The 25,010-nt window shown below is 57.1% G+C and carries 23 protein-coding genes, 1 tRNA gene and 1 pseudogene; 10 read left to right on the top strand and 15 right to left on the bottom strand.

The window, feature by feature from the left end; translation table 11 throughout:
- The first annotated feature begins 269 nt into the window (after positions 1-269).
- Complete coding sequence (locus HNI00_RS19420) at positions 270-3,125, top strand: calcium-binding protein (protein ID WP_316788628.1); 2,856 nt, start codon at positions 270-272, stop codon at positions 3,123-3,125.
- 68 nt (positions 3,126-3,193) lie between these two features.
- Here HNI00_RS19420 and HNI00_RS19415 read toward each other — a convergent pair whose 3' ends face one another.
- Together HNI00_RS19415 and HNI00_RS19410 are read right to left on the bottom strand one after the other, a co-directional pair.
- Positions 3,194-3,826: a DUF4126 domain-containing protein gene (locus HNI00_RS19415; protein ID WP_297075019.1), complete on the bottom strand. Its 633-nt coding sequence runs from the start codon at positions 3,824-3,826 to the stop codon at positions 3,194-3,196.
- A gap of 65 nt (positions 3,827-3,891) precedes the next feature.
- The gene (locus tag HNI00_RS19410) at positions 3,892-5,382 is read right to left on the bottom strand and encodes a sodium:solute symporter family transporter (protein ID WP_316788626.1); all 1,491 of its coding nucleotides are present in this window, start codon (positions 5,380-5,382) and stop codon (positions 3,892-3,894) included.
- 528 nt (positions 5,383-5,910) lie between these two features.
- Between HNI00_RS19410 and HNI00_RS19405 the strand changes: the two genes are divergently transcribed.
- Positions 5,911-6,648: a Uma2 family endonuclease gene (locus HNI00_RS19405; RefSeq protein ID WP_316788624.1), complete on the top strand. Its 738-nt coding sequence runs from the start codon at positions 5,911-5,913 to the stop codon at positions 6,646-6,648.
- Between the two features lie 53 nt (positions 6,649-6,701).
- On the opposite strand, the gene HNI00_RS19400 is transcribed toward HNI00_RS19405, so the two are convergent.
- Positions 6,702-6,872, bottom strand: a complete 171-nt coding sequence (locus tag HNI00_RS19400) for a hypothetical protein (protein WP_316788622.1) — start codon at positions 6,870-6,872, stop codon at positions 6,702-6,704.
- 348 nt (positions 6,873-7,220) lie between these two features.
- Between HNI00_RS19400 and HNI00_RS19395 the strand changes: the two genes are divergently transcribed.
- Positions 7,221-7,517, top strand: a complete 297-nt coding sequence (locus HNI00_RS19395; RefSeq protein WP_068514707.1) for a YkvA family protein — start codon at positions 7,221-7,223, stop codon at positions 7,515-7,517.
- 44 nt (positions 7,518-7,561) lie between these two features.
- On the opposite strand, the gene HNI00_RS19390 is transcribed toward HNI00_RS19395, so the two are convergent.
- The 9 genes and pseudogenes from HNI00_RS19390 to mgtE form a co-directional block, all read right to left on the bottom strand.
- Positions 7,562-7,771: a hypothetical protein gene (locus HNI00_RS19390; RefSeq protein WP_316788620.1), complete on the bottom strand. Its 210-nt coding sequence runs from the start codon at positions 7,769-7,771 to the stop codon at positions 7,562-7,564.
- Between the two features lie 43 nt (positions 7,772-7,814).
- A complete protein-coding gene (locus HNI00_RS19385; RefSeq protein WP_172355095.1) occupies positions 7,815-8,477 on the bottom strand; it encodes a Na(+)/H(+) antiporter subunit B in 663 nt (220 codons plus the stop codon).
- On the bottom strand, positions 8,474-9,130 hold the full coding sequence (locus HNI00_RS19380) for a DUF4040 domain-containing protein (RefSeq protein WP_316793439.1): 657 nt from the start codon (positions 9,128-9,130) through the stop codon (positions 8,474-8,476). The genes HNI00_RS19385 and HNI00_RS19380 overlap by 4 nt, the downstream gene beginning before the upstream one ends.
- A gap of 89 nt (positions 9,131-9,219) precedes the next feature.
- A pseudogene (locus HNI00_RS19375) lies at positions 9,220-9,495 on the bottom strand (monovalent cation/H(+) antiporter subunit G); the annotation flags it as partial.
- A 249-nt stretch (positions 9,496-9,744) separates the two neighbouring features.
- The gene (locus HNI00_RS19370) at positions 9,745-10,008 is read right to left on the bottom strand and encodes a hypothetical protein (protein WP_277774428.1); all 264 of its coding nucleotides are present in this window, start codon (positions 10,006-10,008) and stop codon (positions 9,745-9,747) included.
- Positions 10,005-10,403, bottom strand: a complete 399-nt coding sequence (locus HNI00_RS19365; RefSeq protein ID WP_420156226.1) for a Na+/H+ antiporter subunit E — start codon at positions 10,401-10,403, stop codon at positions 10,005-10,007. The genes HNI00_RS19370 and HNI00_RS19365 overlap by 4 nt, the downstream gene beginning before the upstream one ends.
- The gene (locus HNI00_RS19360) at positions 10,388-11,845 is read right to left on the bottom strand and encodes a cation:proton antiporter (protein WP_420156399.1); all 1,458 of its coding nucleotides are present in this window, start codon (positions 11,843-11,845) and stop codon (positions 10,388-10,390) included. The genes HNI00_RS19365 and HNI00_RS19360 overlap by 16 nt, the downstream gene beginning before the upstream one ends.
- A 98-nt stretch (positions 11,846-11,943) precedes the next feature.
- Entirely contained in the window at positions 11,944-12,291 is a 348-nt protein-coding gene (locus tag HNI00_RS19355) for a cation:proton antiporter subunit C (protein ID WP_316788608.1), read from the bottom strand.
- Positions 12,292-12,627: 336 nt separating this feature from the next.
- The gene (mgtE, locus tag HNI00_RS19350) at positions 12,628-14,010 is read right to left on the bottom strand and encodes a magnesium transporter (RefSeq protein WP_316788606.1); all 1,383 of its coding nucleotides are present in this window, start codon (positions 14,008-14,010) and stop codon (positions 12,628-12,630) included.
- A gap of 257 nt (positions 14,011-14,267) precedes the next feature.
- Between mgtE and HNI00_RS19345 the strand changes: the two genes are divergently transcribed.
- Positions 14,268-14,344, top strand: a tRNA-Met gene (locus HNI00_RS19345).
- A gap of 344 nt (positions 14,345-14,688) precedes the next feature.
- On the top strand, positions 14,689-16,254 hold the full coding sequence (locus HNI00_RS19340; protein ID WP_316788604.1) for a slr1306 family protein: 1,566 nt from the start codon (positions 14,689-14,691) through the stop codon (positions 16,252-16,254).
- Between the two features lie 24 nt (positions 16,255-16,278).
- On the opposite strand, the gene HNI00_RS19335 is transcribed toward HNI00_RS19340, so the two are convergent.
- The 3 genes from HNI00_RS19335 to HNI00_RS19325 form a co-directional block, all read right to left on the bottom strand.
- Positions 16,279-17,829 carry an anthranilate synthase component I family protein gene (locus HNI00_RS19335; protein ID WP_316788603.1) on the bottom strand — a complete coding sequence of 517 codons (1,551 nt, stop codon included), beginning with the start codon at positions 17,827-17,829 and terminating at the stop codon, positions 16,279-16,281.
- 243 nt (positions 17,830-18,072) lie between these two features.
- A complete protein-coding gene (gene psaD / locus HNI00_RS19330) occupies positions 18,073-18,501 on the bottom strand; it encodes a photosystem I reaction center subunit II PsaD (protein ID WP_297086694.1) in 429 nt (142 codons plus the stop codon).
- Positions 18,502-18,854: 353 nt separating this feature from the next.
- Complete coding sequence (locus HNI00_RS19325) at positions 18,855-20,564, bottom strand: DUF6930 domain-containing protein (protein ID WP_316788599.1); 1,710 nt, start codon at positions 20,562-20,564, stop codon at positions 18,855-18,857.
- A gap of 298 nt (positions 20,565-20,862) precedes the next feature.
- Between HNI00_RS19325 and HNI00_RS19320 the strand changes: the two genes are divergently transcribed.
- The 5 genes from HNI00_RS19320 (at position 20,863) to HNI00_RS19300 (ending at position 24,962) form a co-directional block, all read left to right on the top strand.
- On the top strand, positions 20,863-21,219 hold the full coding sequence (locus HNI00_RS19320; RefSeq protein WP_068516864.1) for a HesB/IscA family protein: 357 nt from the start codon (positions 20,863-20,865) through the stop codon (positions 21,217-21,219).
- Between the two features lie 65 nt (positions 21,220-21,284).
- Complete coding sequence (locus HNI00_RS19315; RefSeq protein WP_297076718.1) at positions 21,285-21,710, top strand: tetratricopeptide repeat protein; 426 nt, start codon at positions 21,285-21,287, stop codon at positions 21,708-21,710.
- A gap of 266 nt (positions 21,711-21,976) precedes the next feature.
- Complete coding sequence (locus HNI00_RS19310; RefSeq protein ID WP_172355073.1) at positions 21,977-22,162, top strand: hypothetical protein; 186 nt, start codon at positions 21,977-21,979, stop codon at positions 22,160-22,162.
- A 480-nt stretch (positions 22,163-22,642) separates the two neighbouring features.
- Positions 22,643-22,897 carry a hypothetical protein gene (locus HNI00_RS19305; protein ID WP_316788592.1) on the top strand — a complete coding sequence of 85 codons (255 nt, stop codon included), beginning with the start codon at positions 22,643-22,645 and terminating at the stop codon, positions 22,895-22,897.
- Between the two features lie 271 nt (positions 22,898-23,168).
- The gene (locus HNI00_RS19300; protein ID WP_316788590.1) at positions 23,169-24,962 is read left to right on the top strand and encodes a GGDEF domain-containing protein; all 1,794 of its coding nucleotides are present in this window, start codon (positions 23,169-23,171) and stop codon (positions 24,960-24,962) included.
- Positions 24,963-25,010 lie beyond the last annotated feature (48 nt).

The following is a 25,010-nucleotide window of genomic DNA, read 5'->3' as shown; positions in this document are numbered from 1 at the left end:
GCAGTTTGGGTGAAAAATCCAGTTCCCAAAGTTTTCGGAGGTTTTTGTCTAAAGCATCACCGCACACTTTGTATTGTCAGGGGTTCTCATCTCCGGTATTTTGCCGAATTTATGCAGTTCTCCGGTCGTCTGCCCGGATTTCGGCAGGGGGGATAGTACTAGAGATTGGCTCTCAGGAGTCAGCGGGTGGGAGGGGTGATGGGTCAGTCCAGCGTCCTGTCGCATCCGCTTGCAGCCAGCTTTACGGACAGTCTGGGAGGATTGCATTCATGCCAACGGCACGTTTGGATGAGCAGCGGTTAACCACAGGGCGATCTATAGGGCAATCTACAGGGCAATCTACAGGGCAATCTACAGGGCGATCGCTCGGCATCGGTCTGACGAGCATCAACGACTTTTCGCCCCAGCTTCCGTTTCTCGACCTGTTCAAAACAGCCCGCGCCTGGATTCCGCAAACCAGCCAAGTCTGGAATACCGGCGAGGCGGTGCAAAATCTGGATGCCCACGGCTGGCCCACCCGTCTGCCCACTGCCGCCAACGGCACGACGTACACCCAGCTCAGCACGCTGATGCTGCGCGACATCCCCGGAGCCTATCGCCCCGGTCGCTATGTGGTGATGTATGACGGGCAGGGCACGCTGGAATACGGTTTTAACGCCGCAAAACTGGAGAACCTGTCCCGGCCCGGCCGCGACGTGATCCAGGTCGATGCCGCCAAAGACGCGGGCATTCTGCTCTCGATCACCGCGACCGACCCGCAGAAAACGGGCGACTATCTGCGAAACATCCGCGTCTATCACGAAGACGACCTGCCGCTGGTGGCGCAAGGCTCAGTCTTCAATCCCACGTTTCAGGAGCGGATTCGCAACTTTGGCACACTGCGGTTCATGGACTGGATGGAGACCAATGATTCCACCCAGCGCGAATGGCGCGATCGCCCCAAACCGACCGACGCAAGCTGGGCCTGGAAAGGCGCGTCGGTGGAAACAATGGTGGCCCTGGCAAATGAGATGCAGGTATCCCCCTGGTTCAACATGCCGCACCAGGCGACGGATGAATACATTGCCAACTTTGCCGCCTACGTGCGCGACCACCTCGACCCCAGCCTGCGAGTGTATGTGGAATTTTCCAACGAGGTGTGGAATTGGCAGTTTGACCAGGCGCACTATGCCCAGGCGCAGGCCGAGGCCCGCTGGGGCAAAGACGTGCAGGGCGGCTGGATGCAGTGGTATGGCATGAGGGCAGCGCAGACCGCCAAGATTTGGAAGGACACCTTTGCAGAAAAGAGCGGTGGCAATCGTCTTGCAGCGCAAGATCGCGTTATCGCTGTGCTGGCTACGCAAACGGGCTGGAAGGGGCTAGAAACCTATGCGCTAAACACGCCCGCCTGGGTTGCCGAGGGCAACGAACCCGCCTGGAAAGCCGTCGATGCCTACGCCGTTACGGGCTACTTTGGCAACAACCTGGGCAGCCCCACCCACGCCAACACGGTGCGCTCCTGGCTCTCGGAACCCGACGGCGGCTTTGCCAAAGCCTTTCAGCACCTCCGCGAGGGCGGCCTGCTGGGCGACAGCAAAGATTCCGTCAAAGACACGATCGCCCTATTCAAATACCACGCCGACATCGCCCAGCGCCACAACTTGCAGCTCGTCGCCTATGAGGGCGGGCAGCACATTGTTGGAACGTCGGGCATCGAAAACGACGCGCAGTTGACCGAGTTTTTCATCGCGCTCAACCGTCGCCCCGAAATGGCGGAACTCTATCAACAACTGCTCGACGGCTGGAAAGAGGCAGGCGGCACCCTGTTCAACCATTTTGTGGATATTGCCCGGCCCAGCAAATGGGGCAGTTGGGGCATGATGGAAAGCCTCGACCAGACCGATGCGCCCAAGTACACCGCCCTGCAAGCCTTCATGAGCGCCAATCCCCGCTGGTGGGCAGAACCAGACCTGGGCGCTGTGCCGCCAGATCCCCCCCGCACACCCGACCCGCTGAACCTAGCGGGAACCGACGGCAACGATCGGTTAATCGGCAGCGCGGGCAGCGACACGCTGATGGGCGGCGCAGGCAATGACACGCTGATGGGGCACGACGGGGGCGATCGCCTCGATGGGGGCCCTGGGGCCGATGAGCTAGTCGGCGGCAGGGGCAACGATACTTACGTGATAGACCATGCGGGCGATCGCGTGATTGAGCGAGCCGACGGCGGCATCGACACGGTAGAGGCCAGCATCAGCTATACTCTACCCGACCATGTAGAAAACCTGACGCTGAAGGGCACAGCGCCAGAGGGCATCGGCAATTCGCTGCGTAACGGGATATTGGGCAATTCCCGCAGCAACACGCTGGCGGGCATGGGCGGCCACGACCGGATACGCGGCTTCGACGGGCACGACTGGCTGGATGGGGGCAGCGGCAACGACACGCTGGAGGGCGGTCGCGGCAACGATACCTATGTCGTAGCCAGCCTCGGCGATGGGGTCATCGAACTGCTCAGGGCGGGAGCCGATACGGTGATTGCCTTGATCAGCTGGGTGCTGGGCGATCCTGTAGAAAACCTCACCCTCAGCGGCGATGCCCTCACAGGGCGCGGCAATGGGCTGAGCAACCTGATCATTGGCAATGGAGCCGATAATCTGCTCTGGGGCGGCGGTGGTGGAGACACCCTGCGCGGCGAGGGCGGGAATGACACGCTCAAAGGCGAAGCCGGAAATGACGTGCTGATCGGCAATGGGGGGAACGACCTGCTGGTGGGTGGCGTGGGCCGTGACACGCTGACTGGCGGCACCGGGCGCGATTCCTTTGATCTCTCCACCACGCGCAGCGGCGGACTGGACACGCTGATCGACTTTCGCCCCAGTGAGGATGTGCTGCTGGTTCCCGCTGCGGAGTTTGGTCTGGCAGATCTAGCAGGGACATTGCCCGCAACACTGCCTACAACCCTGCCCACAACGCTCCTACGCCAGGGCACGCGGGCAGTGCGAGAGGGCGATCGCTTCATTTATGACCGCAGCACGGGCAACCTGTTCTTTGACCCCGACGGCAGTGGCAGCGCTCCCCAAGTGCAGATTGCTCAGCTACCCGCAGGCGTGGCGATCGCCGCAGCAAATATTCTGGTGTTCTAGGCTGGCGCAACTGCGGACGCTCAGGTAGAAGTTCAGGCAGACGCTCAGGTAGACGCTCAAGTAGAAGTTCAGACAGGGGGAGATGGCGGGGGCGGCGCGTCGGCGGCGGGCGCGGGTGATTCCGCTACGGGCTGTCCCAGCAGTCCGGTTCGGACTCGCAACCACAGCCGCCCCAATAGCCCCAACAGCCCCAGGAGGAAGCCAATCGCTGCGCCAGGAAGGGCGATCGCCAGCACCGACAGCACCACTGCAATCAGGATTTCCAGCGACGTAATCAAAAAATTCGCCAGTCCGCCTGTGAAGATTGTGGTCAACTGCCGCGAAAACCCCGACAGCCCCCGCATTGCGCCCGCCGCGCCGCCCCCCGCCAAAATCGCCAAACTCCACCGCAGAAACGGGTCTAGCCCGCTTGAGAACGCCGCCGTCAGCAGCGTCCCCGCAATAATCGACGCGGGAAACGCAACCAAATCCAGCAGCGTATCCAGCCACGGCACAAAGTAGGCAATCACCTCCACCAGCACCGCCACGCCCAGCGTGAGCAGCGCCGGGAACGAGTCTACCCACTGCAAATCGGGCGCAACCGGGAAATGCCCAAACAGCGCCGCCATACTCAGCACCAAAAACGGAACCAGCAGCCGAAAGCCCGCAGCCGCGCTGAGGCCGATGCCGATGCAGAGGTCAATGATTAGGTTCCAGTCCATGTCAGGCAAGGGGAGAGAGGGAGGCGGCGACGAGGGTTGGAGTTGGCGTTCCGTCGCCCCGCTGCTTACTTTCCGATGCTAATCTGATCGGGCGCAGGAGCGGCGTAGGCGCGGCTACGATCGCCCAGGGTGGCAAAGTCAAATTGCTGGCGGCGGTTGGCGATCGCACTTCCGACGAGAGCAATCCCAGCAGAAACGGCGATCGCCACGGCAAAGCTCACCAGCAGGTCGCCCGCGAAGGGTAGGCTGTTCCAGGGCGAAAAATCGGGCCTGGGGAAGAACAGGGCCCCTGCGCCAATGCCCGCGAGAGCGCTGAAAAAGGCGGTTTGCCCAGTCAAACGACGGGAATAAAGTCCCCAAATCACCGGAAACACGGCCCCAGCGCAGACCAGATCCGCCAGCAGAAACAGGTACAGCACGTCGAAGCCCCGTGCCGCAATGGCGATCGCGGGCAGCCCCACCGCCACCGTTAGCAGCCGCGAAGCCCGCAGCAGCCCGCTGGTTCGCATTTGCGGGAACAGGCGAATCAGGTCAATGGTAAACACGCTGGCAATGCCATTTAACAGCGAAGACAGCGTACTCATCACCAGCGCCAGCGCCAGCACCAGCACCAGCACCGTGAACCAGAGGGGCAGAGAAAGCTGCTGCAACAGAGAAAAGAAGGCGCGATCGTCCGTGAAGCCCAAGCTGGCCGCTAGCAGCCCCAGCGCCCCCGCTACCATCAACAGCGGCAGCGTAATCACCGCGGACCCCAGAAACGCCTGCTGTACCGTCTTGTCGGTGCGGCTGGCGTAGACCCGCTGCCAGTTTGCCTGGTTAAACACCTCAGCAGCAACAATTGCCAGCACCAGCGTTGCGCCAAATTTGATGCCGTCCACGTTGCCCAGCGAGAGCAACTGGGGCGCATTCAGCCGCACGGGTTGCAGCGCCGCTTCCCAGCCGCCCATTGCCGCCAGCGCTACGAGAAAGCTGACCAGCAGCAGCGGCACCATCACCGCAAACTGAATCGCGTCGGTGAAGATAGTCGCGCCCAGACCGCCGTAGGTGGTGTAGAGAAACGTTGCGGCAATGACCACCAGCGCCGTCCAGCCGAGGGGCACGTCTGCTAGAATTTGCACCGCTTTGGCGATCGCCGTCAGTTCCGCCGCCAGGTAGATAAACATATAAAACACAATCACCCCCAGCGCCAGCAGATACATCGCATTGCCGAAGCGATACAGCACAAACTCGTTGAGGGAGTGGCCCTGGGGCAAGATCCGGCGCAGGCGCGGGCCAATTTGGGTGAACAGCGCCAGGGGAGCCGCCGACCCCAGACAGTAGCCCACAATGCCTGCAATGCCGCTGCTGGCTCCCACCTGAGGCGGGCTAAACAAAATCCACACACCCAGCGCCGACGCAACGACGGTGGCAAAGGACATCCACGGGCCAAACCGATTGCGGCTGACCATGTAATCTTCCAAATTCATCGTCTGCTGGCTGGCCCGCACCAGCCCCAGCAGGGCAAACCCGCCCGCCGTTGCCAGCGTCACCAACAGCGCCACAGATTGAACCGACATGCTCAAACCCTCCTCTGGGAATTGTTCGGTAAAGTCGCTAGAGGCTGGTTTGGTCTTGGGGATTGTCGCAGCTTGTTTGCAAGCGAGTGTCGCTGAATCTAGTCCGTCTTTACAGGTTTTTGCCAGGATTTACGCAAGCCCTCGTGAATGCAACTCGGATGCTTGCGCGAATTGGCTGGACTGACGTTTAAGACGCGATCGCGAACGGTGACGTGAACAGATCGGAGGGCAACTTGGGGCAAGGTAGAGGGCGATCGCCCCCACCCATTTCACTCCTCTATTCTGCTAGTTCTGCCAACCCTTCGGATGTCGTCGATACAAGCCTCGCTTCCCTCCGCTGGCATAACCCAGTCTCAGGTTCCAAGGGTGTAATCTCAGCCTGCTCTGTCTTGATTCATGTCTTGATTCAGACAGGGCAAGCACCCCTAGCTTGAGAAGCATTCTACCATTGAGCAACCGTTTCCCAGCCGCTAGAATCAAGTCACGCGCTCTCAAGCCCCGCACGCTGTTGCTCTCACTCCGGCTGCCATGCTCAAGTTCTACGACCCTCGCCTCTGTCTGCCCTCGTCCGAAGAACTGCCCGATTCCGACGAAACGCCCGTGGATAACGAACTCCAAGACCTGATGCCCGGTTTGTTGAAAGCAATCCTGGCCCAGATCTGGGCCGATCGGCAGGACTGGTTTTTTGGCGTAGACATGGGCATCTACTACGACCCAGAGGAGCCAGCCATCGTCCCCGACGGCTTTTTGAGCCTGGGCGTAGAGCGGATTGTAGACGAAGAATTGCGCCTTAGCTATGTGCTGTGGGAGGAGCAGAACATCGTTCCAGTGCTGGTGCTGGAGGTTGTCTCGCGCAAATATCGGGGCGAATACAGCAGCAAAAAAGCCTTTTATGCTGAGATGGGCGTGAAATACTACGCCGTTTATTCCACGCGCCGCCGCCGCAAACCGCCGCTAGAAATCTACCGCCTGCAAGACGGTGTGTACATGCTCCAGCGCGACAATCCACTGTGGATGCCGGAAATTGGGCTGGGGCTGGGGCGCGATCGCGGCACATACCTGGGCATCACGCGGGAATGGCTGTACTGGTATTCTGAAGCGGGCGATCGCTACCCCACGCCCGAAGAACGCGCAGCCCAGGCAGAACAGCGGCTCCAAGACGCGGCCGCAGAACTCGCTGCCGAACGCCAGCGCACCCAGAGACTCCTGGAGCAACTGCGGCAGCGCGGCATCGACCCGACGGAGCTACTGGAAGGACTGGAATAGGGCGATCGCCCGCTAGCATTGTTCAGCTTATGGCCCTGATTTGCGAATCAGGATCAGCGGCTGAGCCACTGCCAGTGCTGATAGTTGGGATGCAGATGGCGCGGCAAGGCAGGATGGCGGATGGAGCCTAGTTCATGGCGATCGCCCGCGGTCACGGGCAGGCGATCTCGAAGTGAAGCATCAGAAGCAAGCAAACTGGAGCAGTCAGATTTTAGATTTCGCATTGCGAACCTCCTGGTAAATCAACGATCAGGAGGCACATCCAAACCTGTCACCATGCTTGATGCAGCCAAGTATGGCCAACTTGGGCAGCAAGGGCATGTGCGAATCTTTTTTTGTGCCTTGGGGGGCAGCCGTTTCAGCGTTCAAACAGGCTGAAAAATTGGCTCTCCTCTAATCATATCGAACAAACTTTCATTTTGTATCATAAGATACTGAAATTTGGAACGCATCCTCCCAGAGAGCTAGACCAAGGGGGGGTGGGGTTCCTATCCCAACGCAGACGGTTTTTCCCACTCTACAGCGCAGGCACAATCTCGCAGAATGAAGATGTTGAGTAAAGGACATTCCCGATGGCGTTCTCCCTGCAAAGCCTCTACGACTGGTATCGCGATGTCATTCGCAATCCCAAATACCGCTGGTGGATTATCTTAGGCACGATTGCATACATCGTTATGCCGTTCGACATCGCGCCCGATTTCATTCCCATCATCGGTCAAATTGATGATGCGATTATTATCACGCTGCTGTTCACAGAAGTTTCTCAACTGCTGATCGAGCGTGTGAAAAACAAGAAAGAAGTGGTGGATTCTGAGCAGGTTGCGTCTGCGGACACGCCTGTCGATGTGCAAGCAGTTTCCATCGACTAAGGTTTCAGTTGACTGGGGTTTCAAGTGACTGGGGTTTCAGGTAACTAAGGTTTCAGAAGCCGCACCGTCTGCGTTGACCCAGTGTGTTCCTCAAAAGCGGGCGATCGCCCTTTCCCAAAGTGACCAGTGTTGAGCCGCGCTTCGGCAATGAAGGAGTCACGGGTGGGGGTTGAGCCAAAAATTCGGACTAGAGTTGTGGCAGAGAGTCGATTCCGAACCTGGGATCGGCTCTCTGCTCGTGTTGTCAGGCTCATCTTGCCGGACTGCGAATCCCCTGCGGTCAGCCCTACGCTTTGACTACAGCAACCCTCGATAGCGGATAAACACGAGGATCACCGCCCAGGAACCCAGCGCCACCTTTAGCGCCACCAAAATATTCAGAATGGGAATCACGCCGCCGCTGACTAGGCTGCCCAGTTCGCCGTGCGGCAGTTCGAGGCCCACCAGCGTCATCACGGCTAGCACGATGAAAATCATCACCGAGACTTTTTCCCAGCGGGCGGTGTGCCAGCGCTGATAGATGCCCTGCATCAGTTCGGAGGAAGATGTGATCGCCACCAGTCCAATAGCTGTGCCGCCTGCTACGCCAGCCGCAAAGCCACCGCCGGGGCTGAGGTGTCCGCGAATCGCCAGTTCAATGCCCACCAGCGCCGCGATTGTTGCGCCCAGCCGTGCCAGCACGATGGAGGGTTCGTCTGTAAAGCGGCGAAACTTGGCCGAAGGCTTTTCATTTGCCAGCAAAAAGTAGGCTCCCATGATGGCAATGGTAAACACCACGACTTCAAAGATGGTGTCGTAGAGCCGATTGCGAAAGATGATGCCCGTGACGGCGTTGGGCACGCCGCTATCTTGCACGATGGCTTCAACGATGGAGAAATCCAGTTCACTAGGGGCAGGCTGGGGCATCAGCAGGATTTTCAAAAAAATGGCAACGCCTGCCAGCAGATAAATCCAGATCATGGGTGCTTTGCTCCGGGAGTGGGTGGGCCAACGTAGGCGATCGCCGGGGAAGAGGGCAACTCGGCTTGCAGAATGTCGTAGATGCGGCGGAGGCGCGTGGCAGTCTGGTAAGTCGCCTTCACAGCCACATCGTGTGGGGTAGAGGGGTCGTCTGCCTCAAGCTGAGTGCAGGTGAGATGCACCTCCTTTTCAAGGAGCGCCTGCTGCAAATCTTCTGGGCTGAGATAGGGAATTAGCTCCAGTCGCAGGTGATACTTCCCAAACGTTAGCCGGAGGTCGTTGATGAGCGACTTGAGGGGAGCGTCCGAGGGTGCTGGCGTGAATTGCCCCAAGGGCAGGCTAGAGTCCTCGGAAAGCAGGTTGAGGGCGATCGCCTCGTCCTTTAGCACGCCCAGTCGCAGCACCATCGAGGAACGCACCGCTACCGCGTAAAGCGTCACCGCCAGCATCGTGCCCACCATAGCCTCCGTCAGCGCCACGTCTGCTGCGCCCAGCAGCGTGTATACCAGCGCCGCCACTGCGCCCAAGATGCCGCGAATCACTAGCGCATGGTATGGATTCACCTGAAACACCAGCATGGCAGCGGACAGAGGCAGAAGCGCCGTAATTGCGTACACGTATTCGTCGTGTGGCCCGAATATGCTGTGTGGCATCATACATCCCCCCGGTCAGTCTGCGGTTCACTGGTGATGCTGCTAAACGGCTCTACAGCCTCTCCCCAGCGTTCTTTTGCAGGCAGGTCGCTGGCGCAATAGGCCAGCACATAGCCCAGCATGGTGTTCCACAGCGCCAATGAGAAGATAGCCAGCAGCAGCAGCGGCCACTCGCGGGGAATTTTCAGCAGTAGCCCGAAGACGATGCTGAGAGATCCCAGAGTGTCGGCAATCGAGAGGCTGTGCAGTTTGTAGAGAACTGAGCGATCGCCCACTAGCGGCCAGGTTCCCCAAAACCAAAACACCAGCCCCAGCGCGATGCAGCCATAACTCAAAAGGTCTATTAAGGTATTCACAACTGGCATAGTGGTCATGGTGGGTTTCTAATCTGTTGAAAGGCGATTTTAGAGGATGTTTGAAAAGTCCTACTGTTTGTAGCAAAGCGTGCAAGATACCCCTAAATCCCCCTTAAAAAGGGGGACTTTAAGGCGGTTTCCCCCTTTTTAAGGGGGGGCAGGGGGGATCTTTGAGTGCTTAACATTACAGGCGATACCTTTTCAAACACCCTCTTAGACAAAAGCTCTACAGATCTACACAAGTTTTCCTCTAGTTTTCTAGAGAGTTTGTGACAGGTCATTGAGCCGTTTGATGACGTGAGCCAGCAGCATCAAGCCCGCATTTCCCACACTCAGAATCAGCACACCCACTACGCCAATCATCCAGTCGTCTTGCAAGATCGACACAATCAAAATCATGATTGAGGTTTTGGTGGCAATGCTGGCAAAAGCTAACATTTTTTGCCAGATATTATCGTCTTGCCATGCTTCATAAAGTGGAATCAGCAACGCCGCCAACATGATCAGGAGAATGAGCTTCATGATGGCCCCCCTCGCGTCACGCGATGCACTTCAAACCAGCCCGCTTCGTGATATTTCAGCACAATAGTTTTGGGTGTGAACGTGATCAGAAATATATCCAGAAAAAGCAGGTGGGGCGATCGCCGAGGCTGCACATGCTGCAAGACAATTTCCTCCCGTTTGTGGGGACGGAGAATCATTTCAAAGGCTTCGGCATAGGCTTGAGGAATAGACGCAAACACCTTGAACAACACCCGCAGCCATTCGCTGAGGCGGTCGTTTCGACCCGTGTCGCCCCGGGGCAACAGCAGCGCTACGGTCACGCCGATCACGATATTTGCCAAGCTCAAATTTGCGGTGAGCAAAAACCAAATTGTGAGCCGTAGGATAAGCTGCCGAGCTAGTTTGCCACCCATGCAAAGACCATCCAGAATACGAGGATTAACATTAAGCTCATGCCGCCGATTAAATGCTCGAACTTTTCAGCCGTGCGGGGAAGTTTGACATTGGCTTGCCGGAAGATGAGCTTGTGGGCAATCCAGGCAATTCCAATAATGAGCAGCGGCTTTACGACATTTTCGACCGTATACGCTTCGTAGTAGACCGCGTTAGCCAGCACCAATCCACCCAGCAGCACCAGCATCGCCGCCCAAAATCCGGGCTTGAGCGGCTGGCTCTGAGAATCTGGTGGAAATTGGCGATGGGGCAGAAAGATAAACTTTGCAAAGGCGATCGCCGTTCCAACGGCTGCCAGATTCATGCCAACGACCTGCCACGGCAGTAGGCTCTTCATCGTCAGTACTTTTGCGCCAAAGCCCGACAGCAGCGGAAAGCCAGAGATCGAGAAACTGGCGATCGCCAGCGCAATCCACAGCGACCTGCGAATTGGCACTTGCTGTAGCTCCTTGAAACTGCGACTGGGCAGGTTGCCTGCCAGCAAGAATAAGGACGACTTGACCATTCCGTGCGTCAGCGCGTAGAAACCACCCACCTCCGGAGCCGCCAGCACAAAGCCCAGCTGTGAGACGGTGCTGAACGCCAGCAGCCGCTTGGTGTCTTTTTCAAACACGGCATAGGCCACGCCCAATAGCGCCGTCCCCACGCCAAACACCCGCACCATCGGGTCGATTTCTGGCAGCAGTAGGGCGCAGCGCATTAGCGGGTAAATCCCTGCCTTCACCACCACGCCCGATAGCAGCGCCGACACGGGCGATTCTGATTCGGAATGCGTGAGCGGCAGCCATAGCCCTGCAACAAACACACCGCCCTTGACCAACAGCCCCAGAAAAATTAGGGCGATCGCCTCCAAGGGCGCACGGCTCAACCCGATATATGCAAAGGAGTGATTCGCTTGGTAAACCAGCACCGCCCCCATCAGATAAAACAGCATCGCCGTATTGCTGACAAAAAGGTAGCGCAGGCCCACCCAAATCGAGCGATCGCTCCGGGGATAGGCAACCAGCAAGAATGCCGCAATGCTGATCACCTCTAGCGCCACGTAGAGGCTCATAAAATCGGCACAGGCAAACGCCGCGTTGACGCTGCCGTGCAAAATCGTGAGCTGGGTATAAAAAAACGCCGACTTGCCCGTATCCCAGCAGTAGAGAATCACCGCCGTGGTCACCAGCGCGTTGGTGAAGATGAAAAATCCGCTGAGCGGGTCTAGCAACAGCGTCACGCCAAACCGATCCAGCAGCCCCAAACCGAGGGGCACTTCGCGCAGAAACAGCAGCGTGGCATAAACCGCCGAGGCGAGTGCCGCCGCCAGCGCCAGAGGACGGGCCAGACGGGGTATCAGGTACACCACAAATCCAGCAAACAGCGGCAACGCTACCCAGCCAATGGTCAAACGACTCATCGTGGTGTTGCTAATGCTCAGATCTGTGGCAATCGGGCTGCTAAACGAAAACCCGCTCATCCACCCATTGAACCCTTCTAGGAGGCCGACGAAGTTGCTCATGGCGTGTTCCCCCTTTCAATCTCGTTGGCCTCCAAGATGGGGTTGTCTCGCGCCAGTTTCATGATGCCGACCAACATCAGCGCTTGAATGGAGAACCCAATCACAATCGCAGTCAAAATCACGGCCTGGGGCACAGGGTCGGCATAGGCAATCCCTGCTGCGTTGTCCACTGCCTCGGTCAGAATCGGCGTTTTCAAGCCCTCTCGCGAAGCAATCAGTACGTAATAGGCAATCACGCCCGTACTCATCACGTCCATCGAGATGATTTTCATCACCAGGTTCTTTTTGAAGACGATGCCAAAGAACCCACACAGAATGGTGGCGATCACAAAGGCCTCTAACACAGCATCCTCCTTGCCCAAACTAAGCCCGACCCGAGACCCCGCCGTAGCCCAATCCCTTCGGCGATCGCCTCGACCAGTCCTGTATGGCGTGAGCCAAAACTATAGACTTAATTCAATCATCAAATAACCGTTGATAGCAATCATACTATGATTCCGGGATTGGTTTGCCGTGTTTGAGGATATGAACTTTTGACAAAGGTAAAGCAGTCTAGCCAGAGCAGTCTAGCCAGAGCAGTCTAGCCAGAGCAATCTAGCCAGAGCAATCTAGCCAGAGTATTAGTCAAAGCTAGCCAGAGTATTAGTCAAAGGGCTAGTCGAAGGGGTAACTGGAGATGGCTAGCCAATGTTCAGCAACAGCTTGGCAATATTGAGGTAGATCAAAATCCCCAGGATATCGGCAACTGTGGTGATGAACGGCGATGCCATAAACGCCGGGTCAAAGCCCATTTTGTGGAACAGGTAGGGCAGGAGCGTGCCGACAGTAGCAGCTAGTGCGGCGATCGCAATCAAACTCAGTCCCACGGTCAGCCCAATCTCCACCTTGCCCACAAACACCATCGCAATGCCCAACACCAGAATTGCCAGCACAATCCCCAGCGCGGCCCCAGCAAACAGTTCTCGCAAAATCACCCGTACAGGTTTCTTGTTTCGCAGCTCGTCGGTGCTTAGTCCGCGAATCAGCACGGTTGAAGACTGCGCCCCGATATTGCCGCCCGTGTCGATCAGCAGCGGCGTGAAGAAGGCAAGTTCTACCACGCTGTCCAGCACCTCTTCGTACTGCGACATGATGAATACCGTGGCAATGTTCGTCACCACCAGCACCAGCAGCCAGGGCACTCGCTTTTTCAAGATGGACCAAAAGCCGCTGTCGAAATAGCTCTCGCCCTCAGCCCGCACGCCGCCGATGGCGTAGATATCTTCGGTCGCTTCCTCTTCTAAGATGTCGATTACGTCATCGACCGTGACCACGCCCAGCAGAATGCCTTCCTGATCCACAATTGGCAGCGCTAGCAGGTCGTAGCGCTGAATCAGTCGTGCCACTTCTTCCTGGTCTACATCGGCCCGCGCAAAAATCACATCACGCTCCATCACGTCTTCTACCCGCTGATCGGGCGATGCCAGAATCAGATCGCGCAGGGATACGGTGCCCAGCAGTCGCTTGACTGGGTCGGTGACATAGACGTAGTAGGCAACTTCCTTGTCGCGGGCCAGTTCCCGAATGCGCTCCTGGGCCTGGCTCACGGTCATATCTGCCCGCACTGAAATAAATTCGGGGGTCATTACCCGGCCAGCAGTGTCGGGTTTATAGCCCAGCAGCAGCGCGGTGGCCTGGCGCTCGCTGGGGTCGAGTTGGGCTAGTACCCGCCGCACCAGGTTCGCGGGCATTTCGTCGAACAGGTTGGCCCGGTCGTCTGGAGCCATGCTCTCTACGATGTCGAGCGCTTCCTGATCGCGAAACTCTTCTAAAAGAGATTGCTGAACATCACTGTCGAGATATTCATAAACGGCGATCGCCTCTGATTTGCTCAATAGGCGAAACGCAAGCATTTGCATCGGCCTCGATAATCCCTGAATCGCTTCAGCAATATCGACAGGAGGAACCGGAACCAGCAGCATCTTTGCGCCTTCGTAGTTTTTTTGCTCCAGCAGTAGTTGAAGCTGATCGCGAACAATGTCACGTAGCTCGCTGCTGGAGGTCGGGTTGGCGGCTTGGGTCATTGCCTTTGTCCTCCTTGCGTATAAACATCAACAGGTGAAAACCAAAACAGGTGAAAACCAACAAGACAAGTGGGCCGGTCGAATTAGGTGCGATCGCCCTCTCCGTTACACTCCCACATTGTTCAACAAATGTTCAACAAAAGCCCCACCCTGACTAGGCTAGTCAAGCGTTGCGGCGAGTTTTCTAAGCGTTTTTCAAGAGTTTTCCGAAAAACCTGGCCACACCCGCCAATCTTTCGCTATACTTGAAAAGGCGACGCGGGATAGAGCAGCCTGGTAGCTCGTCGGGCTCATAACCCGAAGGTCAGTGGTTCAAATCCACTTCCCGCCACCAAATTTGATCCCTGTAATGGGTTTCTAGGTTAGGAGGGGTCAGTGTGAAAGCTGGCTTCTCTTTTTTTCGGATGCTTTTTCGGATGCAAAAACCATCTGTTTTGATCAGGACTTCTGCACTTGCGATCAATTCTTTGGGGTTTAGATAATTTCTCGCGGGATGCGCCCGCGAGATGCGTCCGCGAGAAATTGTCCAATTGCGTAAGTCCTGGTCATGACTCAATTTCCCCGCTTTTTACGATTTTCAGGGGAAAACTGCCTGATTTTGTAGAGGACTCCGCACTCCCAGCGCCTTCAGCCAGCCCGGTAGAATAGAACAGGTGATGCGAAAGCGGTGAAACGAGCATGGTTCCTAAGATTCGGCGACCGTTGGTGGTGGGGAGTGTGGGGCTGACGGCAAGTGCCTGGTTGCTGCAACTGGGGCATCCCACTGGGGCGCACTGGGGCGAAACGATTGTTTGGGGGGCGATCGCCCTGGGGGGTGGCCTGTGGTGGTTTAGGCAACAGCAGCCCGCGCCAGAGTTGGACACCACGGCTCCGCTAGATCGCGCCACTGTTGAGCAAGCGCTGAGGGCGCTGGAGCCGCTGCTGGATCAGCTAGAGCGAGAATCGGCAACGACCTCCAGCAGCCCGACCGACAGCACCGTTGCGCTGTCGCAGCAACCCGGTCTGCGCGATATTGCTCCGCAACACTGGCGCGATCGCCTCGCCCTCCTCAAAACCGAGCTAGACCGTGACGCGCTGAATGTTGCCCTGATCGGCGGCAAGTCCGTTGGCAAAACCACGCTTGCCGAGCGCCTCACTGCCGACTGGCTGCCCAATGTGCCCCAAACGGTGACGCTGACCGATACGCCCGCGCTGTTTGATGAGCTAGATGCCGCATCAGAGGTTGCCCTGGCCGCGGCGGCCGATCTGGTGGTCTTCGTCACAGCAGGCGACATCACGGACTCAGAATTTCAGGTATTGAAGGAACTGTCGCGCCAGCAGCAGCGCATCGTGCTGGCGTTTAACAAGCAGGATCAATATCTACCGGGCGATCGCCCGCTGATTCTCCAGCAAATTCGGGAGCGGCTGCTGGGGCAGGTTCCGGTGCAGGAAGTGGTTGCCATTACGGCCGCGCCCGCCCCGCTGAAGGTGCGTCAGCATCAGGCCGACGGCACGATTCAGGAAACGCTAGAGCAGCCTGCGCCCGATGTCTCGGCGCTGACTGAGCGGCTGACGGGAATCGTCTCGGTGGCGGGGCCGCAGTTGGTGCTGAACACGGTTCTGCGTCGCGCCGCTGCGCTGAAGGCTGAGATTTTGGCAGCGCTGAACCAGTTGCGCCGCGATCGCGCGATGCCCTTGATCGAACAGGCACAGTGGATTGCGGGCGCGGCCGCCTTTGCCACGCCGATGCCCAGCCTAGATTTGCTGGCAACGGGCGCGATTAACGCACAGATGGTGATGGACTTGGGCAAGGTCTATCAGCAGGCGTTTTCGGCGGAGCAGGCGAAGGCGATCGCCACCACGATGGCCGAAGTGATGCTGAAGCTAGGGCTGGTAGAAGTGTCTACCCAGGCGATCGCTCCCCTGCTGAAGAGCCACCTGGCTACCTTTGCGGTGGGCGGGGCGCTGCAAGGCGTGAGTGCGGCGTATCTGACCCGTGTCGCTGGCCTCAGCTTAGTCGCCTACTTTGAGGAGCAAAGTTCCACGGCGGCCCCGGCGGGCGAATTTGCCCTGAAGCGCGATCGCCTGATTCAGGCCATCAAGGCCGTGTTTCAAAACAACCAGCGCACGGACTTTTTGCAAACCCTGGTGCAGCAAGCCGCCAAACAGCTTGCCCCCGCCACCGCACAGCCCGTCGCGCTGCCCACACCCTTGGCCGCCCCTGTTGCTGAACCCATCAGCACCCAGGCGCAGGTGATTAACTAGCAGGACTGGCCCAATCTCGATTGCCTAGCCCTGTCGCAAGCAGCGGATTGCCTCTAGCATTCCCCGCGCCTTGTTCAGGGTTTCTTGATATTCCTTTTCGGGGTCAGAGTCGGCGACGAGGCCTGCGCCTGCCTGCACGCTGACGGTCGAGGAGCCGTCGGGCTGATTGCGGACGACCATTGTGCGGATGGCGATTGCCGTATTCAGTTGCCCCTCAAAGTCATAGTAGCCGTAGGCTCCGGAGTAGACCCCGCGACGGTTGCCCTCCAGTTCATGGATAATTTCCATTGCGCGAATCTTGGGTGCGCCGCTGACAGTGCCCGCCGGAAAGCAAGCCTTCAGCAGTTCCCATGCGGTTTTTCCAGGCGCGAGGCAGCCTACCACGTTGCTGACGATGTGCATGACGTGGGAATAGCGCTCGATCACCATGAGTTCATCCACGCGCACTGTGCCGCTGCTGCACACGCGCCCCAGATCGTTGCGCCCCAGGTCTACTAGCATGACGTGTTCGGCAATTTCCTTCGGGTCTTGCAGCAGATCTTCGGCAAACGCATGATCTTCGGCGGGGATTTTGCCGCGCGGCCGGGTTCCTGCGATGGGGCGCACCGTGGCAATTCTTCCACCCTCGCCGTTTTCTGCCTTCACCATGACCTCTGGGCTAGAACCAATAATTTGCCAGGTGGGGAAATGGAAATAGGCCATGTAGGGCGAAGGGTTGATCAGCCGCAGCGAGCGATAGAGCGAGAAGGAATCGCCACGATACTGCGTCGAAAGCCGCTGGGAAATCACCACCTGAAAGATGTCTCCCGCGCGGATATAGTCCTTTGCTTTGACCACATTGGCGCAGAATTGCTCCTTCGTCGTGTTGCTGCGGTAGTCGGGTGGCAAAGATCCTGCGTCTGCCTTTGCGCCAGCGTCTTTTCTCGGCGGGGTCCATTCCAAAATCGTATCTTTGCCTGCCAGCGGCAGTTGCAGCTTTTCTACCATCTGCCGGACGCGATCGCCCGCCTGCTCATAGGCCGCTTGCAAATCAGTGGCCGGGTCGCGCAAATCGGCATAGGCGATCGCCCAGATCTTGCGCTGCACTTGGTCAAACACCAGCAGGTGGTCAATCTGCATCCACAATCCATCCGGCGTGTCGTCGTCCTGCGCGGCAAATACCGGCACTCGCGGCTCGATCCAGTGAATCAGCTCATAGCCCCAAAAGCCAAACAGCCCGCCAATTCCCGGCGGGAGTTGCGGCAGCGTCACCGGGTGATAGGGTTCCAAACAGGCTGACAACGCCTCAAACGGATCGCCCTCAAAGACAACCTGAGCGCCATCCCGGTGGGTTTGCACAGTACGAGACCCCCGCGCCTCCAGTACCCACTGCGGGTCGCAGCCCACAAAGCTATAGCGCCCGACGCGATCGCCCCCTTCCACCGACTCTAGCAAGAAACTGTAGGGCTGTCCCGCACACACCTTAAACCACGCCGACACGGGCGTATCCAGATCGGCGACCCACTCCTGATACACCGGGACAAAGTTGCCCTGAGCGGCGAGTTCGGTGAAGTGCTGAAAATCAGGGAGGATCATTGGGAAAGGAGTGATAAGGGGTTGGGTGAGGAGATTAGAAGCCGGTGAGAGGGCAAGTATGGGGGTGAAGGCGGAACTTCCCCCTGCCGACCACTCCCTAACCTCTGACCCCCCATTCTAAGAGGAAACCCGCAAAAAAGAGGGCAGACCTGAGCCTGCCCCGTCGCGAAAACCTATAGAGATTAGACAGAAATTAGACCAAGAAGTTTAGACCAGAAATGAGGACAGACCAAGGGCGATCGCCTAAGGATCGAAGGTGTTCCGTCCGCTGAACTTGACCGTGGCAGGGTCGGGGTTGCTGCCAATGTTCCGCATCACCGTACCCACCTGCTGGCGGCCTTGGTTCACCTTTTCGGGGAACACGCCATCGGCCGGATGGAGGTACTGGATCTCACCGTTGGGATAAACACGATAGATCTTGTAGTCCTCGATCCTGGGCTTGAACTTCGTGCGAAGTTGTCCACCCAGCGCGATGCACTGCTCCTTGCGGGCCAGATAGAGCAGGTTTTCACCCTGGTTCATAATGGCCGCGCCGCCCGTGGGCATTTCAAAGACCTGCTCTTTGGGGCTGGTCCACGTGATGGCGTATTTTTCTTCAGTATCAGCTTTGCTCAGCAGGCCGCCGGTGCTGCCGCCGAATTTGGGCGTTTGTCCAGTAAGCGTCTCTGTCATGAAAAGTATTTCCCTGAACAGTTTTTACGCATCGTATCACTGGGTTTGAACCCCCGAATCAAATTCTTGAGGAACTGTTACAGTTCTTTAGGCAGAAGGGATTCCGAGGCGATGCCCCCATCCACAGGTGGACATTTAGGGGCAACAGGGGCACGCCTGTCAAGCCTGTTGATCCCCTGTAGGACTTACGCAGTTGGACGATTTTTCGCGGGCACAGCCCGCGAAAAATCGTCCAAAACCCAGAAAACATATCGCAAGTGCATCAGTCCTGCTCCTGCTGAGCTACAGACTTGGCGGGCTAAAGTTTGGTGGGCTGGAGTGGGCTAAAGTTTGGTGGGCTAAAACTGGGTGGGCTAAAGCTCGTCAAATGGTCCTGGCAGAAGCTGGAGCGTCCCCAGTCCAACTTCTTCAGAAGAGAGCGATCGCGCTTCAAAAAAGCCCAGCATGTGTTGCAAAGCCGGGTTGCCGCGAGACTTGCCCGTTAGCCCCATTGCCACGACCAGCCCACACTGTCCCTTGGTCTTTTTGCAGCGCTGATCCCACTTGCGCCGCGCTGCGAGGTGAACCGGGTCTCTATCACGAAACTCGCCCAGCAAATGCATCTTGCCGTCGTTGGTGTGCAAAATGGCGAGGTCGTAGCGGCTCTGGCTGGAGGGGTCTTCGCCAGGGTTGAAGGAAATGCCTTTCACGCCGCCAAACGCTTGAATTTCCGCCAGCAGTTCATTTGCCTTGGGGCGCGAAGTTTGGATCATGATAACGGGAAACTCGCTGGCTTTGGCAGGGAGCGGGGCGGGGCCAGGCTGGTGATGGGACACCCTGAGGCGCAGCGTTTCAATCAGCGTAGTTGGGATTGCCCCCAGACTGTACATCGCATCTTTGGGCACTAGGTCGTCTAGCAAGACGGGCACTGGCTCCGAATCATCTTCCAAGACCCCCAGCGAGTTGAGATAGTTCATATAGTCGGAAGGGTCGCTGCCCGACATTTCTGCCAGTTCTGCGGCTACATCGGGCAAGGTAGACACTTTGACCGAGACTTTTGCTTTGGGATTTTTGGGATCGGGCAGACGATAGCTCTTGGTCAACGCTGGAAAGGTTTCTGGGCTGAGCCGATCGAGGTGCTGCCCAAAAAACTTGTGGAGTGCTTGGAGGGTGAGCAAAACGGCGATCGCCTCTTCGTCGTACAGCACCGACCGCATTCCCTCCAGCGGGTGCAGATTGCCGAAGGTCGGAATCATTTCGCTCATCTCCCCCAATGCTTCCAGGCGCACCTCTCCCAACTCCTCTGAGTGCAACTCGATGGGGCCGTTCCCGTTGTCCAAAAACTCCTCGTCTGCTGGGTCAAAGGTGAGGAAAAGGCAGTCCTGCTGCAAAAAGGCCTGCTGCAAGTCGCGGGGCGAATCTTCGGCAGCAATCACCTGCTGGCGAAACTGCTTGAGCGATTCAATAGAGCGATACATCAACACGCCAAACTCCATGCCCATCAGCCCCAAGATGGAAATGTAGAGCGTGCCCACATCGCCGTAGTTCAGTTCGACCGCAAAAATCTTTTCTTCATCCAGGTTGTCCCACGGGGCATCCTGCCAGATTTCTGCTGCTGCTTTTAGCACAGCACTGGCATAGTCCGGGGGCAGCGACGGCGGGCGCTGGCGGGCGGCATCCTGCAAGCCGTAGAAGATTTCGTCGATAATCGGCAACTCAGCTACATATTCCACGGCGATATCTAGGCCTTGCAGCACGCCGCGCAGAAAAAACTGAAGCTCGCGATCGCGCACCAAAATGCGCTGGGGTCTTCCAGGTCGAGCGCTACCGCTGTGGGGATTTTCTATCGCTCGCAGCAGGGTTCGCACGATGGCTTCCGAGCCAGTTTCGCTGGGGACAACATCCATAGCCCGCACGACTTCTTCCACCCCATCCACCCAGAGAATGCAGTCCCCTTGCATATCGTCGGCATCAAGGGTTTCGGCAATCTCTGGCATCAGCGTCCGGCGATCGCCCTCCCACACGCTAGAAAGCTGGGGCAATTGTTGCAGCCGTCGCCGAGTGGATGGAGTCAATGGTGTCATAGTCTAACCAGAGCAAGCCCAGTGGGGCTGGGTAGATAAAGCGATTCTGCAAACTGGATACACCGTCTTTGAAAACTTGGCTATTGAAAGCCCGCTCAACGGCATATAGAGCATATCTAGATGCTAAATGATACTAATCCTAGATGATTCGGCAGACCGAAGAACCCAGGTTTTGTTAGCATAAATTCACGCTCGCAGCGCTAAAACCGACCTGTGAGCCGTTTGCGTGTCTTTACCTCAAGTCTTTCTGGAAACGTTTGAGTAGTTCATTTACCCCGCCAAGGAGAACTTCAAGCCCATGACCACTCAAGCACCACAATCCCAACAGCGCGGTATCTTGATGACCGACGCAGCGCTTCAGCATGTGCTGCAACTGCGCGAAAAGCAGGGCAAGGATCTTTGTCTGCGGGTGGGCGTGCGCCAGGGCGGCTGCTCTGGCATGTCCTACATGATGGATTTTGAAGATCCCAACAACATCCAGCCCACCGACGAAGTGTTTGACTATGACGGGTTTAAGGTCGTCTGCGACCCCAAGAGTATGCTGTATCTCTACGGGCTGGTGCTGGACTATAGCGACGCGATGATTGGCGGCGGCTTCCAGTTCACCAATCCCAACGCCAACCAAACCTGCGGCTGTGGGAAGTCGTTCTCCTAAGCTTAGAACTCCCAAGTTAGAACTCCTAAGCTAGAACTCCTAAGTTAGAAACTATCCGTTGAACCATGACCGAACTGACCGTCGAAGAATTGTTTGAGCAGGGGGTGCAGCGCTATCAGGCGGGTGAAGGCCCAGAAGCATTGATTCCGCTGTTTAAGGAAGTGTGCGATCGCTCGCCCAAGAGTAGCGCCGCCTGGACTTGCCTCTCATGGCTATACCTTCTGGACAGCAAGCCCACGCCTGCCCAAAAGGCCGCTCAAAAAGCCGTCAAGCTAAATCCCCAAGACCCACAGGCGCGAGTCAATCTGGCGATCGCCATGCTGGAAACCGCCAGCAAGGGCGTGCGGGAGCATGTGGAAATCGCAGGGCAAATCGTGGCGATCGCCCCCGAACTCAAAGAAGAAGTCGAAGGCAACTTTAAAGAAGGGTTAAGCCGCCGTCCCGACTGGAAGAGCCTAAAGCGCGTCCAGTCGTGGTTGTTCGAGGGCTGAGTTACAACGCTTAATAGTTTGAACTGCTGTACTGCCTCCATTTTCTGCCGGGTTAATATTGCTAAACCCGATAGAGAATGGAGGTTTTACCGTTTTGGATTGGGGCACTTACACAATCATTTAATTATTTAGAAGACGCAATCTTTCCTTAAGACTTTTAACTATGATTCAGCGAGGCGGATGATAAGATTTCATGAAATCGGTGATAAGTTTCGGCTATGACTTATCGCCCACAAAGCATATTCATATTCAAGGAGTTGGCAGCTATGTCGCATGACAATGTCGAAGTAAAGCCGGATACTCGCAATCACAAGGGCTTTTTCATCCAGGAAGGTCAATACAAGTTCATGGGGATTGACCAATCAGGTTGGGCGCTGATCTGCGTGGATGACGCGACTTGTCACTACGTAGATCCCGACAGCCTGGAATTGGTGGGCAGCGCCGAGCAATAAGTCCGCTGGGTTGATTGAGCAAGGCTTGCCCAAAAGCTTGCCCGAAGGCTTGCCCAAAGCTTGCCTGAGAGAAGGTGAACTGAGAGAAGGCGAAACGGCGTTCTCTCAATCCTTTCTCAAACGCAGTCCTCAGCAGGTGTGTTCAACAGCGAATCCCAAGAACGAATCCCAAGAACAAATCCTCAGATCAATCCCAACTATTCAATTGTTTTGAGATCCGTGTGAAAACTACAAGTGTGAGGCTCGTCTTGCGGCTCCTAGCCAACTGAGACGAGCCTTCTCCTTTTATGGGTTTTATGGGGCAGTGGGTTATGGAGTATTGGGGCATTCTAAATTTCAAGCAGCCTGCCGCGTCGGGAGGCTATTCTATGATTTAAGCAAGGATAGTCTTAGCAGACTGGAGGGGGCAGGCGGGTTTGACCTCGCCGCTAACTTGGTTGCTCTGACTGATGTGTTTCGTTGATTTGCTGCCAATTGCCTATGCCACTCGACAATTGCCCAAAATGCCAGCATCGGTTGGGGCCGCCGCTGAAGTCTTCGGGTCGTCAGGTTTGCATGAAATGTGGCTGGTCGGACAAGCCGCGCCAGACCGCCGCACAGCCGCAAAAATCTGTACCGCCGCCGCGTGATCTCACACCAGATGAAATTCACAAAATTTTGTCGCAAGCGGCGGCCGTTTCGCTAAACAATATGAAACCAAAGAGCAAACAAGATCCGACGCTCAAAGACGAATAGAAGATGAATAGAAAGAACGGCTCATTTACAGAACCGTATCCCTTGGGAGGATACTGATACCCTCTCATTGGAGGATGTCGGAGGGCTGCGATTGGGGCTAGGCTGCTATAGCAAGCTATTGCTGGGTCGGTTCTAGGTTTGCGATGAGCCAGGTATCTAGCTCAGTGGACTTTTGAGCGAGTGTTTGAGCGCAGTTTGAGGTTTCGGGTTTAAGTTTGGGCGTTTTTTCTGTCCTCTGCGCTTTGAGCGGCGCAGGCCGTTTGGTGAAAAAGTGAAACCCTTAAAACAACTGGTCAGCATTGAGGAGCGGGCGATCGCTCCCCCAAGCCCCACCGATTTGCTGCTGCGAAGGGCCGTTCAGGCGATCGCCTCCTACTTCCATGTCGAGTGTTTGCTGTGGACATCTCTAGAGGGCGAACCGGGTGAGTCTCGCGTGTATGGTTCACCGGGTGCAAGGGCCATGCTCCATGATGTGGAGGTTCAGCCTGCTGGGGTAGAGCCTGCTGTCCCTCATCTCGCCGATTGTGATGCTGATGCTGATTCTGATGCCGATTCTGATGCCGATTCTGACACTGAGCAGCCCGCGCAGGATGAGGGGGCGATCGCCTGCTATGTGCCGAGGGACTTTCCGGCATGGCTGATTGACCAACTCGACGCGCCCCGGCTGACCCAGCTAGAGCCAGGCGACCTGATCGTGCCCATTTTGGCGCAGGCGTTTGATGTGGATGGATTGACCCCAGAAACCTACAGCGGGACTCGCGGCAATCTGCAACTGCTGCTGCAAGTGCGGCGATCGCCCCAAGACTCGATTCTGTCTGACCCGACCCAAGACTCAGACCTAAGCAGCCCTGCTGCGATCGCGCCGCCAGGAGACTCTGCCAATGTCAATCAAGTCAATCAACTGGAGGGCTGGACGGCTCACGATGTTAGCTTGATCAAGCGGCTGGCTAATGAGCTTGGGTTGACATACAGTTCGCTGCTGTGGCGAGAAAAGTTTGAGCGATCGCAGCGACAGATCGCCCTGATGGGCCGGATTGCCCACCTGCTGAATTCTGGCTTGGAAACAGATGACATTTTGCAGCAAATTGCTGCTGAGTTGGGTCAGGGGCTAATGGGCGATCGCTGCTTGGTGATGCGGCTCCAGGCGACAGGCGTTGCGCCAGTGGCTCACTGGGAGCGATCGCAAGTGGCGTTGCCTGCGCTAGAACTGGAGCGCAGCGAGGTCTGGCAGCCCGTGATCGACACTTTCCTAGACGGCGGAGCGTCTTACTTAACCGTGCGCCCCGATGCTACCTCCAGCAGTCTGCAACACTGGCTGCAACAGATGGGCGCAACGTCTGCGCTGCTGATCCCAATCCTGATCCAGTCCGATTTCTTTGGGGCCATCTGCCTGCTAGATTACTTCAAAGTCCGGTGGTATGCGCTGGACGAGGTGCAAACCGTGCGGCAGGTGGGCGACCATACGGCGATCGCCCTCGCCAGCGCCCAACACCACCACGATTCCCATCGGCAAACTGCGGCGCTGCGGCTGCAAGTCATGGTTCCCCAAACGCCCCTGCGCGATTCGCTGACGCAGTTGCTCAATGCCGAAGCCTTTGATCAGGAGCTTCAACAATTGAGTCGGCCAGCGCTGTGGACGGTGCAACCGCCCTTTAGCCTGATTATTTGCGACATCGACTATTTCAAGCTGATTAACGAGACCTATGGCTACAGCGTCGGCGACCAAATTTTGAGCCAGCTTGCTCAGCGCCTGCGTCGTCAGTTGCGCCAGGGCACGCTGGCCTATCGCTACGGCGGCGAAGAATTTGCCATCATCCTGCCGCGCACCTCGCTGACCGCCGCGCTAGACGTGGCCGAGCGTCTGCTGAATGCGATTCACGGCCATCCCTTTGAAACATCGGCGGGGCCGGTTTCGGTCACCGTTAGTTTTGGTGTGGCGCAGCAAGACCCCAGGGGCGATCGCAACGCCCGCAGCGTGCTGCAACGCGCCGAGAAAGCCTTACAAGATGCAAAACGTCAGGGCCGCGACTGTGCCAAAGGGCTGGAATTTGGGCTGGGTGCTTGAAGCTTAAGGGCTGCCGTTCAGTAGGGTCGCTGTTGAGTCAGTCTGCCG

The sequence above is a fragment of the Thermoleptolyngbya oregonensis NK1-22 genome, from assembly GCF_032705245.1.
Taxonomy (GTDB): Bacteria; Cyanobacteriota; Cyanobacteriia; order Elainellales; family Elainellaceae; genus Thermoleptolyngbya; species Thermoleptolyngbya sichuanensis.
Note: the sequence above shows the minus strand (reverse complement) of the source record. Positions and strands in the feature narration are given on the sequence as shown.

Coding starts and splice junctions, on each gene's coding strand:
- HNI00_RS19360 (WP_420156399.1), bottom strand. CDS start 11,845: ATGAGTCGTTTGACCATTGGCTGGGTAGCGTTGCCGCTGTTTGCTGGA.
- HNI00_RS19395 (WP_068514707.1), top strand. CDS start 7,221: ATGGCGTTCTCCCTGCAAAGCCTCTACGACTGGTATCGCGATGTCATT.
- HNI00_RS19340 (WP_316788604.1), top strand. CDS start 14,689: ATGGTTCCTAAGATTCGGCGACCGTTGGTGGTGGGGAGTGTGGGGCTG.
- HNI00_RS19380 (WP_316793439.1), bottom strand. CDS start 9,130: ATGCCACACAGCATATTCGGGCCACACGACGAATACGTGTACGCAATT.
- HNI00_RS19320 (WP_068516864.1), top strand. CDS start 20,863: ATGACCACTCAAGCACCACAATCCCAACAGCGCGGTATCTTGATGACC.
- HNI00_RS19315 (WP_297076718.1), top strand. CDS start 21,285: ATGACCGAACTGACCGTCGAAGAATTGTTTGAGCAGGGGGTGCAGCGC.
- mgtE (WP_316788606.1), bottom strand. CDS start 14,010: ATGACCCAAGCCGCCAACCCGACCTCCAGCAGCGAGCTACGTGACATT.
- HNI00_RS19365 (WP_420156226.1), bottom strand. CDS start 10,403: ATGGGTGGCAAACTAGCTCGGCAGCTTATCCTACGGCTCACAATTTGG.
- HNI00_RS19390 (WP_316788620.1), bottom strand. CDS start 7,771: ATGAGCCTGACAACACGAGCAGAGAGCCGATCCCAGGTTCGGAATCGA.
- HNI00_RS19420 (WP_316788628.1), top strand. CDS start 270: ATGCCAACGGCACGTTTGGATGAGCAGCGGTTAACCACAGGGCGATCT.
- HNI00_RS19415 (WP_297075019.1), bottom strand. CDS start 3,826: ATGGACTGGAACCTAATCATTGACCTCTGCATCGGCATCGGCCTCAGC.
- HNI00_RS19400 (WP_316788622.1), bottom strand. CDS start 6,872: ATGCGAAATCTAAAATCTGACTGCTCCAGTTTGCTTGCTTCTGATGCT.
- HNI00_RS19305 (WP_316788592.1), top strand. CDS start 22,643: ATGCCACTCGACAATTGCCCAAAATGCCAGCATCGGTTGGGGCCGCCG.
- HNI00_RS19310 (WP_172355073.1), top strand. CDS start 21,977: ATGTCGCATGACAATGTCGAAGTAAAGCCGGATACTCGCAATCACAAG.
- HNI00_RS19370 (WP_277774428.1), bottom strand. CDS start 10,008: ATGAAGCTCATTCTCCTGATCATGTTGGCGGCGTTGCTGATTCCACTT.
- HNI00_RS19385 (WP_172355095.1), bottom strand. CDS start 8,477: ATGATCTGGATTTATCTGCTGGCAGGCGTTGCCATTTTTTTGAAAATC.
- psaD (WP_297086694.1), bottom strand. CDS start 18,501: ATGACAGAGACGCTTACTGGACAAACGCCCAAATTCGGCGGCAGCACC.
- HNI00_RS19325 (WP_316788599.1), bottom strand. CDS start 20,564: ATGACACCATTGACTCCATCCACTCGGCGACGGCTGCAACAATTGCCC.
- HNI00_RS19335 (WP_316788603.1), bottom strand. CDS start 17,829: ATGATCCTCCCTGATTTTCAGCACTTCACCGAACTCGCCGCTCAGGGC.
- HNI00_RS19410 (WP_316788626.1), bottom strand. CDS start 5,382: ATGTCGGTTCAATCTGTGGCGCTGTTGGTGACGCTGGCAACGGCGGGC.
- HNI00_RS19405 (WP_316788624.1), top strand. CDS start 5,911: ATGCTCAAGTTCTACGACCCTCGCCTCTGTCTGCCCTCGTCCGAAGAA.